Annotated in this window: 11 protein-coding genes; 8 read left to right on the plus strand and 3 right to left on the minus strand. The window is 61.1% G+C overall.

Translation table 11 applies throughout. The features are described 5' to 3' along the window. Positions 1 to 6: 6 nt before the first annotated feature. Complete coding sequence (locus FM101_RS13610; RefSeq protein ID WP_087000554.1) at positions 7 to 591, minus strand: acyltransferase; 585 nt, start codon at positions 589 to 591, stop codon at positions 7 to 9. 1,050 nt (positions 592 to 1,641) lie between these two features. Between FM101_RS13610 and FM101_RS13615 the strand changes: the two genes are divergently transcribed. Continuing rightward, entirely contained in the window at positions 1,642 to 2,946 is a 1,305-nt protein-coding gene (locus FM101_RS13615; protein WP_087000556.1) for an MFS transporter, read from the plus strand. 440 nt (positions 2,947 to 3,386) lie between these two features. Next, positions 3,387 to 3,965 carry a TolB family protein gene (locus FM101_RS16020; protein WP_245806703.1) on the plus strand — a complete coding sequence of 193 codons (579 nt, stop codon included), beginning with the start codon at positions 3,387 to 3,389 and terminating at the stop codon, positions 3,963 to 3,965. Between the two features lie 110 nt (positions 3,966 to 4,075). Here FM101_RS16020 and FM101_RS13625 read toward each other — a convergent pair whose 3' ends face one another. Beyond that, positions 4,076 to 8,671: a DUF4082 domain-containing protein gene (locus tag FM101_RS13625; protein WP_087000560.1), complete on the minus strand. Its 4,596-nt coding sequence runs from the start codon at positions 8,669 to 8,671 to the stop codon at positions 4,076 to 4,078. Positions 8,672 to 8,948: 277 nt separating this feature from the next. Here FM101_RS13625 and glmU point away from each other — a divergent pair, with 277 nt between their 5' ends. The 6 genes from glmU to sufU all read left to right on the plus strand — a co-directional run bounded on the left by glmU (position 8,949) and on the right by sufU (position 14,983). Continuing rightward, positions 8,949 to 10,415 (plus strand): bifunctional UDP-N-acetylglucosamine diphosphorylase/glucosamine-1-phosphate N-acetyltransferase GlmU, encoded by a 1,467-nt coding sequence (glmU, locus tag FM101_RS13630; RefSeq protein WP_087000562.1) that lies wholly within the window; start codon positions 8,949 to 8,951, stop codon positions 10,413 to 10,415. A gap of 45 nt (positions 10,416 to 10,460) precedes the next feature. After that, positions 10,461 to 11,441, plus strand: coding sequence for a ribose-phosphate diphosphokinase (locus FM101_RS13635; RefSeq protein WP_087000564.1), 981 nt, complete (start codon positions 10,461 to 10,463; stop codon positions 11,439 to 11,441). 246 nt (positions 11,442 to 11,687) lie between these two features. Continuing rightward, positions 11,688 to 12,308, plus strand: a complete 621-nt coding sequence (locus tag FM101_RS13640) for a 50S ribosomal protein L25/general stress protein Ctc (protein WP_087000567.1) — start codon at positions 11,688 to 11,690, stop codon at positions 12,306 to 12,308. A 17-nt stretch (positions 12,309 to 12,325) separates the two neighbouring features. Next, positions 12,326 to 12,907 (plus strand): aminoacyl-tRNA hydrolase, encoded by a 582-nt coding sequence (gene pth, locus FM101_RS13645; protein WP_087000569.1) that lies wholly within the window; start codon positions 12,326 to 12,328, stop codon positions 12,905 to 12,907. A 289-nt stretch (positions 12,908 to 13,196) separates the two neighbouring features. Further along, positions 13,197 to 14,522, plus strand: a complete 1,326-nt coding sequence (locus FM101_RS13650) for an aminotransferase class V-fold PLP-dependent enzyme (RefSeq protein ID WP_428844166.1) — start codon at positions 13,197 to 13,199, stop codon at positions 14,520 to 14,522. Next, positions 14,519 to 14,983 carry a Fe-S cluster assembly sulfur transfer protein SufU gene (gene sufU, locus FM101_RS13655; RefSeq protein ID WP_087000573.1) on the plus strand — a complete coding sequence of 155 codons (465 nt, stop codon included), beginning with the start codon at positions 14,519 to 14,521 and terminating at the stop codon, positions 14,981 to 14,983. The genes FM101_RS13650 and sufU overlap by 4 nt, the downstream gene beginning before the upstream one ends. An 89-nt stretch (positions 14,984 to 15,072) precedes the next feature. Here sufU and nhaA read toward each other — a convergent pair whose 3' ends face one another. Beyond that, on the minus strand, positions 15,073 to 16,404 hold the full coding sequence (gene nhaA, locus FM101_RS13660) for a Na+/H+ antiporter NhaA (RefSeq protein WP_087000575.1): 1,332 nt from the start codon (positions 16,402 to 16,404) through the stop codon (positions 15,073 to 15,075). Positions 16,405 to 16,416 lie beyond the last annotated feature (12 nt).

A 16,416-nucleotide genomic window follows, 5' to 3' on the forward strand; every position in this document is an offset into this window, starting at 1 on the left:
GAACGATTAGACGGGTTTCAGGCGCCCGGATATTTCCTGATAACGCTGTCCGGTGGACGGGCAAACCCAATAGTCTCCGTCCTGGCCAAGTGGCTGACCTGCTTCGCCGACCCATCCTGCGTGATGAGCGGGGACACCAACGACCAGCGAATAATCGGGAACGTCCTTCGTGACGACGGCGCCGGCGGCAATCATGGCCCATGCTCCAATTCGTAGTGGAGCAATACAGACCGCGCGTGCACCGATGGCAGCCCCTCGGCCGACGACTACGCCGACGGATTCCCAATCGTTTTGTCCTTTGAGACTTCCATCGACGTTGATAGCACGGGGAAACAAGTCATTCGTTAGTACCGCTGCAGGGCCAATGAAGACGCCGTCAGCCAGCCTTGCTGGCTCATAGACCAAGGCGTAATTCTGGATCTTGCAATTGGCTCCGAGCTCGACTTCGGGGCCGATGTATGCCCCACGGCCGATGTTGCATCCCGCGCCGAGGACAGCACCTTCGCGAATCTGGGCCAGATGCCAGACGAAGGTGTCGGCGCCGATGCTTGCCGTCGGCGAAACGTCAGCACTGCTTTCAAAACGAGTCATGAACTTCCCCGCCCCCTAGATGTCCTTGAATGGACATGCCCCCTTGAGCCTTCGCTGCATTAGCAAAAGGCCTTATTATGCTCACCGTATGTCTACCTTCTGGGGGCTTCAACACGCTCGTGACGAAGCGCGTGAATATCGAGTAGCGGGGTTGTTGCTGGCAAGTAATCCACGTGTTGGGCACGTGCGATTTACCCTTCTCCAAGTTCGTACCGCTGGCCTAGCATGATGCTAAGCAGGCGCGTCATCGGCCGTGCCGGCAGTGACGCTGGGGGAGTGCATGAAAACGAAATACTGGATCGTGGCTGTCTTTGCCGCAGCAGTGCTCGTAGCCGGATTGGCGTGGTCATTGGACACCGGTTTGATTGGCGGGAAGACTCCGACGGCTGGCTCGGATGTTTCGTCTCGCGAGGCGGAAACATCCACGCCAAACGGAAAAATACCGGAATCTCAAGTCGAAAAATCCTCACTGGCCAGTGCCCGTCGAACGGGACCCGTGAAAACAGATGCGTCGGCGTCTACTAGCAGACGTCATCCGGGATCAAGTTCTCCCCGGCATCCAGCAGCGACTGGGACTCGACCCAGCTGGAACCCGCAACCTCCCGCTTCGAAAGCAGCTGGTTTGGAGATGCCCACGGAGGCTCCCAGTGCACGGACGAGCCTTCCGAAGTCTAAAGACCAGAATCGTGCGCTGGCTTCAAAACCCCCGACGGGTGAGTCCACGGGGAAACTGACATCCGGGTTTCCGATAAAGGCGGTTCCGCATCCTAAAGGGACAGCGATTACTTCATCTGCCGTATCCGCGCAGGGCAAACGGGTTCTCGTCTCCTTTGAAGGCCGCACCAAAACTTCACCGTCGAAAGTCATCGCTTTCTACGCTGAGGATTTTGCGGCTAAGGGCTGGGCCAGTACTCCCAGTTCTCCGCAGGCCGGGGAGTCTGCGCTACAGGGGGGGTATAAGGGTGATTCGGTGGTAGTGACCACGAGGAAGTTACCGACGGGGCAGACCGCCTTCGTTGTAGCCGGCGCATTTACTGTGGGTGGCTGAGTATGTACCTGAGCCTCTCCGACTGGACAGCTCGACGCGATGCAGCCGCAGGGAGCGGTGCCGCACGCGTTGCGTTCAAAGCCTCGCCGACAGTCATCGCGCTGGGGATCGTCAGCATGCTGACCGATATCTCCTCCGAATCAGTTGCGGCAGTACTTCCGCTCTACATCACCGGCGCCCTGGGGCTGTCCATGGTTGCCTACGGTTTTCTCGAAGGCCTTCACCAAGGGATGAGCGCAGTGGTCAGGATCGCTGCCGGGTATACGGCAGACCGTAGCAACCACCCCAAACCGATAGCCCTAGGCGGGTACGTCTTCTCCATGATCGCCCGGGTGGGCCTGTTATTTGTCCAGGGCTTCGCCGGCATCACGGCGATCGTCGGGGCCGATCGGATTGGCAAAGGCATCAGAACGGCCCCTCGTGATGCCATGATCCAGCAAGCCTCCCAACCGGAGCACCTGGCCAGATCATTTGGTCTGCACCGCATGCTGGACACCATTGGGGCCACCGTGGGCCCCCTTCTGGCCTTCGTCGTGCTCTTAATCGTTCCCGATGGCTACCGGGTTGTCTTCGTAGTTTCCCTTGCCGCGGCCGTCCTCGGTGTGGCTGTGCTCGGACTCATTGTTCCGAACCGTCGTCTGCATCAATCGGCCTCGCCCGAAAAAGAGGCTTCCCGAGAAACCGCTGCCGTCCAGGCTTTTCCCAAGAACCGTCCACGGCTTCGGACGCTGCTTCGAGGCCCGTTGCGGTATGTCCTTCTGGCTGCCGGTGTTCTGGGACTGCTCACCGTCGGTGACGGGTTCGTGTACTTGGCTTTGATGCAACATGGGCGTCTGGAGACGTTGTGGTTTCCGTTGCTGTTTGTCGGATCCAACGCAGTTTTTCTCACTTTGGCCATCCCGCTGGGCAGGGTTGCCGACCGGACGTCTAGAGCGGGAGTCTTCGTTCTGGGGCATCTCGCGTTGGCAGGTGCCTACCTCGTTGCTGGTCTCGGCGGTACCTTTCCTGCCGTAGCTCTCTGCCTGATACTTCTCGGGACCTTCTATGCAGCCACGGACGGTGTCCTTGCTGCCCTCGCCGGACAGCTTTCACCTAGAGGAGCGACCGCGACAGGTATCGCTGCTGCACAGACGGTCGTTGCGGTCACACGCTTGATTGCCTCGACGGGTTTCGGGGCTCTTTGGATACTGTTCGGAGCCGTGCCGACGATGGTGGGCGCGGCAGTGGTTCTTGCCTTCCTGGTTCCCATCGCCTGGTACTTCCTTGCCGGGCGACGCAGTGCAGTCCCACTGGACGTTGACGCATGAGTCGTCGCAACTGGTGGACTTCGGCACGTGTGCGCTGGGCAGCCCTAGGGTTGATTGCGGTTTTGTCCTTGGGAGGAGCGACCGTTTTTGCCGTACAGGCCTATCATCGGTACCAGGAGCGGCACACCGGAGTTTCAGCGGCATCGGTCACTGATGAACTTCCGGCAGAACATCGCATAGTTTTCCGGAACACAGCTTCAGGTACAGGGTATGGAATGGTCGCCGCGGTCCCGCTTGCGGATCCCTCGGGACCGAGAGGTTTAGGGACCATCGCGTGCGATCGCGTCGACGCAGCCGAGGGTCTCTTGTCATGCATGCGAACGGTGCGGGGGATCCCCACCACCTTCGAGACCCGGGTTCTGGACGCGAGTGGGCAAACGGTAGAGACTCAGCCCCTTCCAGGTATTCCGAGCCGGACCAGGGTCTCTGATGACGGACTAGTGGCCACTACGGCGTTCGTCACCGGGCATTCGTATGCCACGAATTCTTTTTCCACCGAAACCACGGTCACTTCCCCAGACGGACGGGACTTTGGCAATCTCGAGAACTTCACGATGATGGTCGATGGGCGTGAACTCACGGCAATCGACCGTAACGTGTGGGGAGTGACGTTTGCCAGAGATGGCGATTTCTACGCGACGGTGGCTTCCGGTGGAAAGACCTGGCTGATGTCCGGGGACTTCACGGACAAAAGACTGGACTCCATCACGGAAAACGCGGAATGCCCTTCGATCTCACCGGACGGTCGGCGCGTTGCCTATAAGAAGCGCAAAGCAGGTGCTGGCGCTGTCCATTGGGATATCGCCGTTCTAGACCTCTCGTCGAAAAAGGAGACTCTTCTGCCCTTGGAAAAAGGGCTGGACGATCAAGTCGAATGGTTGGACGATGAGACGCTGCTTTTCGGCCTGCCGCGTGAAGACGCTGTAGGGGATAGCGATGTCTACAGTATTGACATCCATACTGATTCACAGCCGCAGTTGTTTATCGAGCACGCGTGGTCACCATCTGTCGAACGCTGAACGGTCGAAAGTCCGTCACGGCGATGAGGCTGACTTCATTCGGAGAGCAAGTGGGATGCTCCGAAACTGGCCGCAACGAAACACGTTGGGCGACCGATGGGGGCCTGGCATCAGTTCCCTATGGTGAAGGCAACATCGACGAAGTAGTTTGAGGATCTGTAGGTCGAAACCGGCTTGTTTCCGCCCTTGTCCGAATAACGGTATCGTCCATTCGTGGACGTCGCTGAGACCGGACCGGACTTTATCTTCGCGAAATCTGTGTTCTCGGCCCACGCATATCCACCATGCGGAGTGAAATAACTCACGGTGTAAGTCCCGGGGCCCAGCGGGATCGGCTCGTCGAAGGTGACTTCTTGCCATCCGCTGCCGGTGTGACCCGTGAAAGTGGCAGTTCCCATGAGAACTCCGGCGTCGTCGTAGAGATATCCTGGAAGGGGCTCACCGCCGTCGGTGGATTTGTCGAATCCGACCCCGTAGACAGTGATGGCCTCACTCGTGGTGAACTCCAACCCAAGTTCGACCGAGCGGGATTCATCCGAGTAGGCGACATCGGATGGGTTCGCTGTATGGTCCATGAGCCAAGAGACTCCCGCGGGGAATTCCGGTGCTTGAGTTGAAGAACCGCTCGGTGATGGCGACGGCGTCGGGGAAGTAGACGCTGTCGGGGACGCCGAAGGCGACGGGTCGGGGGTGGCCGTCGCCGAGGTGGGGGCCGCCGTCGGGGAGGACCCTGGGCTCTCTGTTAGCAGATCAGGGACGGAGTAAAGTACGTCAACGAAGTAGTTGGTGTCGTTCCAGGAATCGGTAGGTAAGGCACTTCCGGAACCGTAAACAAAGACCCCGTTGGAACCGACGAGACTTAAGGATCCCTTCGACTGACCGTGGGAGAACGCCGACGGGCTGAAGACGTATCCACCAGTTGGCGCATGGTATGAAACGGTGAAGACCTCGTTAGCGGCGATCTCCACGGGCTGGTCGAGGTAGGCAGTCTGCCAGCCCGATGACGTTTCGCTGGAGAAGGTCACCGTCGCTAATTTCGTCCCTGACTCATCCCAGACTGTCCCGGTGTGCTTTCCTGATGCCATCGGACCTTTGTAGTAGCGAACGGCATGCAACTCCACGTCCTGCGTGGCCTTCATCCGCATACCCAATTCCACGGCCGATCCATCTTGCGGGTCGAGTTGAGTCGGCTCTTCGTTCTCTTGGAACGATTCAAGTGCCGCTCCCGTACCTGTCGTGCGGAAGGACCAAGCGTTGATCTGTGCCTCTCCAGTTTCCACCCCGGAGATATCGGTGGGGGTTACCGTGACAACAGTCCCTGAAGGAAGTGGGGCGTCAGCCGTGAAGGTCAGTGTCTTGCCGTTTGCGGAGACCTTAGTGGAACCATCGACGTCACCTACTGATGTGGAGACGGCGAGACTGGCACCGGTCTTGAGTGCTTCGGTGAATGTCGCCTTGATGTCGGCGGTGGGATCGACATCATTCGCGCCCGCCTCTGGGGAGCGAGAGCTCACGGAAATCGGTGGCGCGTCCTGGACGAACCTAACGTCCACCAAATAGCTCGATGTCACCTGAGAGCCAGGGAAACCAGTGTCGTAGCCGTAGTGGCCAGCCGCGAAGCTCGTCCGCAAAGGACCACTCGTCGTGTCATTTGAGAACGCGCCGGGTGTGGCTGCGTACGTTCCATTGCTCCGGTAGGCCGCGACATATTCGGTACCGGCAGAGACATCCACGGGGGTATCAAACTTGGCATATTGCCAACCCGAAACAGAATCGTCCTTGAAGGTGACCGTTCCCAAGACGGTGCCGGTCGTGGAGTAGAGCCATCCCTGATGCGGTCCAGTCTCGCCAGGGCTGCGGTAGAACTCCAAACCAGTCAGTTTGCCGTCAACGTCCGCAGAGAATCGCGTGCCCAGCGTAACTGGGGTCCCGTCCTTTATGACGGGAATCGTCGGTGCCGTGGAGTCTGAGAAGAGTCCACAGGGGCAAACCGTCGGATCGGTTGTTGGCAAGACTGTCCGGAAGGACCAGTTGGCGCCCTCTTCAACAGCGTTGCCAGCGGAGTCCTCGGCCATAACGGAGACCGAATAGGTGGTTCCCTCGTTCATTTCCGAAGTCGGGTTAAATGTGGCGCGCCGAGTCTCGGGGTCGTACGTAGTCTGGCCGGAAACGGCCTTCTCATCGGCGTCGAGCATTTTGATGATGACGCTTGAAGGGACGACTGGTTTCGAAAGAGTGACCCCGATTGGTGCTGTGGTCGGTACGCTAACGGCTGTGTCGGCAGGTTCCTGGACGCCCGCGCTCAGCGGGATATCAGCCGTGGTCTCGAAGACGGGGTCGACGAAGTAGTTGGTCTTTTCGTAAGAACTGACAGGGAACCCCGGATCTGTCTTGTAGACGCCGGCCGAAGGGGCATTGAACCCGCCCTCAACTTTCAGCGGTGCTGCGTCAGTCCCGCGGTAGGCAAAATATTGTAGATCTGCGGAATAATGACCCTTTGGCGCGGAGTAAGAAACAATGTATTCGGTGCCAGCCGTGACGGCCACCGGGGTATCGAAGGCGAGGCTCTGCCAACCTTCGTTGGTTTCATCCTGAAAGTCAGCGGTGGCGAGAGCTTCGCCGGTTAGGGACCAGAGAGTCCCTGTGTGAGTTCCGGTATTGGCTTTGCTCTTATAGAACCGGACACCCGAGATATAGCCGTCGGCTGTCGGCGAGAACCGTAGCCCGAGTTCTGTTGAACTGCCGTCTCCGGAATCTATGGATTCGGGCTTCGCGTTGCCGAATACGGTGTAGGGCCCCTTGACGTTCAGAGGAATTGCGGCTGCTTCGGGGGGGTAGTTGGCCGAATCGTCGATGCCCCGCACGAGAAGTTCTTCGTTACCGACACCATGTTGGATGGTGTTGAAGGTCCAGGCGGTTGTTCCCTGCGCGGCCCGCCAAGAGGTTCCACCGTCAGTGGAGTATTCGACCCCGGCGACACGTCCGCCGGCATCACTGGCCGTCCCGGAGACCGTAATCTCGTCTCCATTTTTGACCACTCCCTCCGGAGCGGAGGTGACGTTTACCGTTGGTGCAGTTTTATCAGTCGAGGCTGAAGAGGTTGCCAACCCGTCCATGAGTGTTTGGGGCTGTGCGCCCATATCAGCGAGGAGATTTACTTCTGCTTGTTGCATTTGCGCGTCCGCGGGAGCTCCATCGCCGTCGTGCCATTCGTCGAGTCCCCACGTCCACTGGATGCTTCCAGCCGAAAAGACTAGGGCCCCACTCGAAGCTTTGTAGAGCGTCACATGGTGTGTGGTTTCGCCAGCAGCAACAACGTTTCCGAAGTCTTGAAGGTATTCGGACACTTCGCCCGTCGTCGTCGATAAGTTGATCAGCCCCGGGGGTCTGAATCCATTTTCCAGAGGCTCGTCTGACTCATAGCCAACGGTGTGTGGGGCCAATTTCTGTTTAGTTCCTGGAGGCAGCGCCGACAGGGATGTGTTGCGCCAGAGTCGCAATTTCCCTTCCTCGTCGTTCACAGTCACCGGCAGGTCCCCATTATTCACCACATATGCAGTACCGGTCAGGCCGTTCTCCGGCAATCCTGCTCCGTCATCGGTGGAGGCAAAGCGCGGGTCGCGCCAGGTTCCTGTCCATTCATCGGAAGGGTCAATTTTCGAGTTGGACCACGTTTCCTTGTAGCTGGTCAGAGTTCGGTAGTCGTTGCCGCCGGTCGAAGACGGTTCATAACGGGTGCGCCAATAGACTTCATTGCCAGAGAGGAACTGGAGGTTCACCCCGGCGTCGCGGGCGGCTTCGACGTTTTTGCGTTGGCCGCCAGACCAATATTCATCGTGGCCCACGGACAAGAACGTCTGGTGATTGGTCAGTAAGGACCCCAACCGGTCCGTATCGACGCCGGAGAAATAGCTCACGTCATAACCGTTGCGTTCCAAGAACCGCACCATGGGGTATTCAGCGCCGAAATAGAAGTCACGCGCTTCAATACCTGCGCGGGTGGCGAATGGACGGTTATAGCTGATTTTGTAGGCGCGTCCGTTGTCCCCACCGGAATAGAAGTCAGACCCTCCATACGTGTTGTAAGCGTGCCAGGTAGGATCCGACGTCTGGAAAAGGACATCTGAGTGGCTGGATTCGTCTCGGACGATGAACGTAATGTGGCTGTCGTCCCCGTTGTCCTTGCGCGTCAGTTTCGCCAAGTAGACGCCCGAGACCGCGTCGGCCGGCACGGCCCAAGATGCTGAAACGGCCCACGTCCCACAGTCAGTTAGTTCGGTGCTGACATCGGAGAGACATTCGGGCTGGTTCTGGGGCAGACTAGCGCTGGGCGAGACGGACGCGATCTTACGAGCGCCCAGTCCCTGGTACCAGCCGGTGCGATAGATATCGATCGTGTAGTCAGAAGCGTCTGTGTCGATCTTGAATTCGATGGTCTTGCCGACATTGACACTGATGTCCGTGGCGAACCCTTGGATGGATGAGTCTCCCGCGCCGTCGATCTCCCATTCTTGCCACGGAGTGCCCGGCTTCGAGTTCTCGCAGACGATCTTATTCTGATCGGGGGCACATGGGTCAGCGGCCGCAGAAACCGGAACCACTCCGGGAACAAAGAGCACGGCGATGGAAAGGGCGACAATTTCGACCCGCCGCTTCCACCACGTGGGTCGACGGCCCGATACTGCTTGTCCCCGCCCGTTGGCCATGATGCCCCTCGCATTGGATGATTCGGGCGCGCCCCCAGTGTGCGGGCGCAGCCTGCCCCGTCGGCGCGGGGTCCTTAGCTCTCAGAGTAGGTTTGGCCTGAGACGTCGGATAGGGAAAACGCACAAAGCAAGCAATTAACGAGTATGGCGACCTGAAACAGAGCGCATGATCCAGCGATCCTGCCGGGGCGGGCGCTGCAGGCTCCGGGCGAAGCGGTAGACTGGGCTGGCCCGGACTCCGGGTCCGCAGACGCCAACATCGCAGGGAGTTCAGAACTTGAGCGTGGAAGCCACCACACCGGCCGCCGTCATCGTCCTCGCAGCAGGGGCCGGAACCCGAATGAAATCCGCGAAACCGAAGATCCTGCATGAGATTGCCGGACGTTCTCTCGTCGAACATGCGATCGCCGCGGCCCAGGGGTTGCAGCCCGAACGCCTGGTAGCTGTCGTCCGCTTCGAACGAGAAATCGTCGTCAAGCACCTGCTCGATATCGAACCGGCCATCACTATCGCCGATCAGGACGAGATCCCGGGAACGGGACGTGCTGTCCAGGTCGGTCTCGACCAGCTTCCTGGCGACCTCACGGGCACCGTGGTGGTGACCTACGGCGACGTCCCCTTGTTGACGACCGAGCTCATCGGTAGCCTCGTCGCCGCGCACGAGAGCGAGCGTAATGCCGTGACCGTTCTGACCGCTGAACTTTCTGACGCGACCGGCTACGGCCGCATCGTGCGTTCCGCCGACGGCACCGTGGAGGGGATCGTCGAGCATAAGGACGCCACGGCAGAACAGCTGGCCATCAACGAGGTCAACTCCGGGATCTATGCCTTCGATGCCGAGGTCCTGCGCAACGCACTGGCCAGTGTCACCACCGACAACGCGCAGGGCGAAATGTATCTGACCGACGTGTTGGGTATCGCCCGCAACGACGGCGGACGCGTTGCTGCCGTGGTCACCTCGGACCGGTGGCAGGTCGAAGGGGCCAATGATCGGGCCCAGCTGTCTTCGCTGGGCAAGGAAATGAACCGGCGCATCCTCGAGCAGTGGATGCGGGCCGGTGTGACGGTCATCGATCCGCAGACTACCTGGGTCGACGCCTCGGTCGCGCTGTCCCCGGACGTGACCATTAAGCCCGGCACCCAGCTCCACGGGTCCACGGCAGTCGGTACCGGAAGTGTCATCGGACCGGATTCCACACTGACCGACACCCAAGTGGGCCAGAACGCCGTCGTCAAGCGCAGCGACGTGACGTCATCGGTCATCGCAGCCGGCGCCTCGGTGGGGCCCTTCGCCTACTTGCGCCCGGGCACGGACCTGGGCGAAGCCGGCAAGATCGGGGCCTTTTACGAAACGAAGAATGTCACGGTCGGCCGTGGTTCCAAGCTCTCCCACCTGGGCTACGCGGGGGACGCGGAGATTGGCGAATACAGCAACATCGGTTGCGGCAACATCACCGCCAACTACGATGGCGTCAATAAGCACCGCACCGTGATCGGCTCGCATGTGCGCACCAGTTCCAACACCGTGTTCATTGCGCCCGTGAGCATCGGCGATGGCGCCTACACCGGCGCCGGGGCCATCGTGCGCAAAGACGTTCCGGCCGGGGCCTTGGCCCTGTCCGTGGCCCCGCAACAAAACAAAGAAGGCTGGACCGAGGCCAAGCGTCCCGGGAGTGCCGCCGCAGAGGCAGCTGCGCACGCCAGCCGCACCACCGATGCCAACCCACTTCCTGCCACCGACTGAACCCACCAGACAGCACGAAAACCTCCCGAGTCAGAAAGTGAACACATGAGCGAACTGCGCCACAACGTCGACAACAAGCTGGTGTTGGCCGCCGGCCGTGCACACCCGGAGCTGGCCGAAGAGATAGCCTCGGCCCTCGATACCGAACTGCTGCCCTTATCTGCCTATGACTTCGCCAACGGTGAGATCTACGTCCGCTCCGGTGAGAGCGTGCGTGGCAAGGACGTTTTCGTCATCCAAGCCCATCCGGCACCGCTGAACAACTGGTTGATGGAACAGCTGATCATGATTGATTCGATGAAGCGCGCCTCCGCTCGCCGCATCACCGTGGTCTCGCCGTTCTACCCCTACGCGCGTCAGGATAAGAAGGGTCGCGGCCGCGAGCCGATCTCGGCCCGCCTGGTCGCCGACCTCTACCGGACCGCCGGTGCTGACCGTGTGATGAGCGTGGACCTGCACACCGCGCAGATCCAGGGCTTCTTCGACGGACCGGTTGACCACCTCTTCGCCATCCCGTTGCTCGCCGATTACATCCGCACCCGCATCGAGGTCGACAACGTCACCGTCGTCTCCCCGGATACCGGCCGCGTCCGGGTCGCCGAACAGTGGGCCGAACGACTGGGCGGGGCACCGTTGGCCTTCGTGCACAAGTCACGTGATCTGACGGTTCCGAACCAGGCGATCTCCAAGACCGTCGTCGGACAGGTCAAGGGCCGTACCTGCGTACTGATCGACGACATGATCGACACCGGTGGCACCATCTCGGGTGCCGTGCGCGTGCTCATGGATGCCGGCGCCAAGGATGTCATCATCGCTGCCACCCACGCAGTGCTCTCCGATCCGGCAGCCCAGCGGCTCTCCGAATCGGGGGCCCGTGAGGTCGTGGTGACCAATACGCTGCCGATCCCGAATTCGAAGCGTTTCGCCCAGCTCACCGTCCTGTCGATTGCCCCGCTGATCGCCCGCGCGATCAAGGAGGTCTTCGAAGACGGATCGGTCACGAGCTTGTTCGACGGCAACGCCTAAAAACAACCGACGACGACGGGGCGGGGCCGGTTTCCACTTTCGAGTGGAAACCGGCCCCGTTTCGTGCTGCTAGACTAGTGCGCAGTGCCCAGGCGAGGGAACTGCCGGATGTTCGTCCGGTGGCTTCCGTGATCGACAAGGCCCAACGCCCTCGGCGTCCATCCTGCGGGATCGGCTTCGCTCGGTGTCCGGACCCCGAAATGCCTGGACAGACCGCAAGAGCCCCATCATCCCAGGAGATATTCCATGACTCACGACAAAGTCGTTCTGCCAGCAGAGATCCGCACCGATTTTGGCAAGGGTGCTGCCCGCAAGGCCCGCCGCGATTACAAGATCCCCGCAGTGATCTACGGGCACGGTGCCGAGCCGCTGCACGTTCTGCTGCCGAACCAGGAGACCACGCTGGCGGTGCGTTACTCCAACGCCCTGCTGACCATCGACGTCGAGGGCAAGACCCACTTGGCGCTGGCCAAGGACATCCAGCGCCACCCGCTGCGCCAGACCGTCGATCACCTCGACCTGCTGACCGTGAAGAAGGGCGAGAAGGTCAACGTTGACGTCTCCATCAACCTCGAGGGTGAAGTTGCTCCGGGCGCCGTCCTGGAGGTCGATGCCTACACCGTTTACGTTGAGGCCGACGCCACCAACCTGCCCGAGCAGGTCACCGTCAGCGTCGAAGGCCGCGAAATCGGCAACCACGTGCTGGCCTCCGATCTGGTGCTGCCGAAGGGCGTCACCTTGCTGATCGAAGAAGACACCGTCATCGCCACCATCGATGAGCCGAAGGTCCAGGATCTCGGCGACGAAGAAGAAGAGGGTGAGGCCACCGAGGCTGCCGCTCCGGCTGACGCCGAGTCTGCAGAGTAGGGAAACCACCTGCTCTGATGGCAAGCAACACCTGGATCGTAGCCGGGCTCGGAAACCCCGGGCCCGGCTACGCCCGTAATAGGCATAACGTGGGCCAAATGGTCCTCAGCGAGATGGGGACCCGTCTGGGCGGCTCCTTCAAAGCGCACAAGGCCAACGCCCAGGTCCTCGAAGGGCGCCTGGGTATCGGCGGTCCCCGTCTGATTCTGGCCCAACCGATGACGTACATGAACCTCTCGGGTGGCCCGGTCGCCGGCCTGGCCCGGTTCTTCGATGTGGATCCAGAGCACATTATTGCGATTCATGACGAAATCGATATTCCCTTCAACACCATTAAAATGAAGCTCGGTGGGGGAGAAGGCGGCCATAACGGACTCCGCGATATCTCGAAGGCCTTGTCGACCAAGGACTACTACCGGGTCCGTGTCGGCGTCGGCAGGCCTCCCGGACGGATGGAAACTGCAGACTTCGTGCTGCGAGATTTCGGCACCACCGAACGCAAGGAACTGCCCTTCCTGCTCGATGATGCCGCCGATGCCGCGGAACTACTCATTCGCGAGGGCCTGCAGGCGGCGCAGCAGAAACATCACGGCGTCTAGCCAGCCGGTGCCCAGAAAATTCGGTCCGGTTTTTGTTTGACAACAATTTCACATACTATCAATCCATGCCATATGGCTCCCTTAAGCGGGGCCGGTAGCTGGAGGCCTCTGAGACTGGGCCACCCCCATCCTGCTACCGGCCCCTTTTTTCATGCCCGCAGGCGGTGGGTAAGGCAGCACTGACGTGAACCCACCCACCGGACCGTGCGATCATTAGGTCATGGATTCGTTGCGGAATCCACGGGGCCGATGCCCCGCCGATCATTCCCGATCCAAGGATTTAACGAGCGTGGAAACAGTTACCGGCCCCCGCGGAGCGGATCAGACCGACCAGCCCCTGGCCCCGTTGGACGACACCGAAGTGCGGCGTCTGCGAGGTGACTTCACGCTGTTGGAACGCAGCATCAATTCGGTGCCCCTGGTGTATCTGGACTCCGGCGCCACCTCGCAGAAACCTCAATCCGTTCTCGATACCGAGCAACACTTCTACGAGAACTTCAACGCCGCCGTCCATCGCGGAGCTCATAGCCTGGCGGTGGAAGCCACCGATATTTATGAGGAAGCCCGTGAGAAGGCGGCACGGTTCGTGGGGGCCGCCACCGAGGAAATCGTCTGGACCTCGAACGCGACCGAGGCGCTGAACCTGCTGACCTATTCGTTCTCCAACGCCAGCCTGGGCCGCGGCGGCGACGCCGGACGGCAGTTCGCCCTCGGCCCGGGGGACGAGATCCTCGTCACCGAGCTCGAACACCATGCCAACCTCATCCCGTGGCAAGAACTGGCAGCGCGTACCGGTGCCAGCCTGAAATACATCCCGGTCGACGCCGAAGGCGCCTTGCGCATGGACCTGGCGGCCCATCTGGTGGGGCCCCGCACCCGGATCGTAGCCTTCACCCACGTCTCCAACGTCTTGGGCACCGTCACCGATGTCGCAGCACTGGTCCGCCTGGCCGCTACCGTGGGTGCCCTCACGGTCCTGGACGGCTGCCAATCGGTGCCCCACCTCCCCGTGGACGTCAAGGCGCTAGGCGTCGACTTCATGGCGTTCTCCGGCCATAAGATGCTGGGCCCCACCGGCATCGGAGCCCTCTACGGCCGCCGGGAACTACTCGATGCGATGCCCCCCTTCCTGACGGGGGGTTCGATGATCACTTCCGTCACGATGGAACGGGCCGAATTCCTGCCCGCACCCACCCGTTTCGAGGCGGGTACCCAGCGGATCTCCCAGGCCGTCGCACTAGCCGCCGCCGTGGACTACCTCGACGAGGTCGGGATGGAACGGATCGCAGCCTGGGAAGAATACCTGGGCGGACGGCTCTCCGCCGGTCTGGCCTCGATTCCGGGGATTCGCCAGCTGGGCCCCACTACGGGAGCGCGTATCGGCACGGCAACCATCGACATCCCGGGGGTTCACCCCCATGACGTGGGACAGTTCCTGGACAGCCGTGGGGTGGCAGTACGCGTCGGACACCACTGTGCGCAACCGTTGCATCGTGCTCTGGGCGTCACGGCAAGCACCCGGGCCAGCACCTACCTCTACAACACTGCCGAGGACGTGGACACGTTCCTCAATGCGGTGGCCGATGTGCGGGGGTTCTTCGGGGTGGGCGCATGAGTGAGTTGGAACAGCTATACCAGCAGGTGATCCTCGACCACGCCAAACGACGTCGGGGGGAGGGACTGATCACCCCCGAGGCCGGGCATGTCTGGGGGGAGTCTCATCAGCACAACCCGGTCTGTGGCGACCAAATTCGACTTCGGGTGGAAATAGAGGACCAGACGATCACGAAGATCAGTTGGGAAGGCGATGGATGTTCGATCTCGATGGCCTCTGCCTCCGTGCTGACCGAACTGGCTGCCGGGTCCAGCAGGGGAAGCCTCGTGGAGCTGACCGACGAGTTCAGGACCCTGATGCGTTCACGCGGAAGCCTCGAAGGGGACGAGGAGGTTCTGGGGGATGCTGCGGCCTTCGCCGGGGTTTCGAAGTTCCCCGCCCGGGTCAAATGCGCGATGTTGGCGTGGGTGGCTGCCGAACAGTCGCTCCTCGACGCGGGCACCGGGCCGGCACGTCTTTAGAGTCCCCGCCACGGCGCGCGGGAGGGGGGGGCCGGCCGTTTCCGGACCAGCGGACGACGGCGGGATCCTTCCCGCCGTCGTCCGGCGGATCAGTCTTGCTGGTAGACGTCGGGGATGCCGTCAGCGTCATCGTCTCGCTGCGCTTCCAATTCCCACTTCCGGTACCTCCGGTTGCGGGGAATGAGCCAGGCGGCGCCGAGGACCGCGGCGAGCAACGAACCGGTGAGGATGGCCACCTTGGCATGTTCGTAGTGCGGGGACTCGAGCCCGAAGCTCAGCTCGGAAACCAACAGTGAGACGGTGAAGCCGATACCCGCCAGCAAGGTCACCCCGAGCAAGTCGACCCATCGCACCGCCGGGTCGAGATTGGCATGTCGGGTTTTGGTGAGCAGGAAGGTCGAGCCCAGAATGCCGATGGGCTTGCCCAGCACCAGCCCGGCCACGATGCCCCAGACCACCGGGTCGGCCATGGCCTTGGTGATGCCTTCGACACCGCCGATGGCCACACCCGCGGAGAAGAACGCGAAGATCGGTACGCAGAAACCGGAGGACAAGGGGCGGAAGCGGTGCTCGAAACGCTCGGCGACCCCCGTACCCTCCCTCTTGTCGTGTCGGAGCACCGGGACGGAGAAGCCCAGGAGGACCCCGGCCACCGTGGCGTGGATACCCGACTGCAGCACGAAAGCCCAGGTGACGATGCCCAGCGGCAACAGGATGACCCAGGCGGTCCAGGCCCGGGTGGCGAAGTACTTCTGGTACCGGTGGGAGATGAAGAAGAACAAGGCCAAGGGAATCAGGGCCAGACCCAGGAACAGGAAATCCAGGGTGTCCGTATAGACGATGGCGATGATCATGATGGCGATCAGATCGTCCACGACGGCCAAGGTCAGCAGGAAGATCCGCAAGGGTGAGGGAAGGCTTGAGCCGATCACCGCCAGAACGGCGACGGCGAAGGCGATGTCGGTGGCCGTGGGGATGGCCCAGCCATGCAGTGTCGAGCCGCCCTCGCTGATGTTGAGCGCCACGTAGATCAGTGCCGGGATGAGCACGCCGCCGAAGGCCGCGGTGACCGGGACGATCGCCTTGCTGAAATCGCGAAGGTCCCCAATCACGAATTCCTTCTTCAATTCCAGGCCAACCAGGAAGAAGAACACCGCCAACAGGCCATCGGAGGCCCAATGGCCCAGACTCAAATCGAGGTCGATCCACGGCACCGGGATATTCAGGTGCAGGTCACGTAGGGCGAAGTAGCTATCGCCCCAGGGCGTGTTCGCCCAGATAATCGCGACGGCAGCCGCGACGATGAGCACCAGTCCACCGACGGTTTCCTTGCGCAGGATCGCACCAATACGTTGGGATTCGCGATAGCTCCCCAGACCCAGAATGGTCTGGCGTGGAGGGGCGGGTTCGGGATTGGTCATGAATCGTCCTCA

It is taken from the genome of Arthrobacter rhombi (assembly GCF_900163545.1).
GTDB classification, from domain to species: domain Bacteria; phylum Actinomycetota; class Actinomycetes; order Actinomycetales; family Micrococcaceae; genus Arthrobacter_H; species Arthrobacter_H rhombi_A.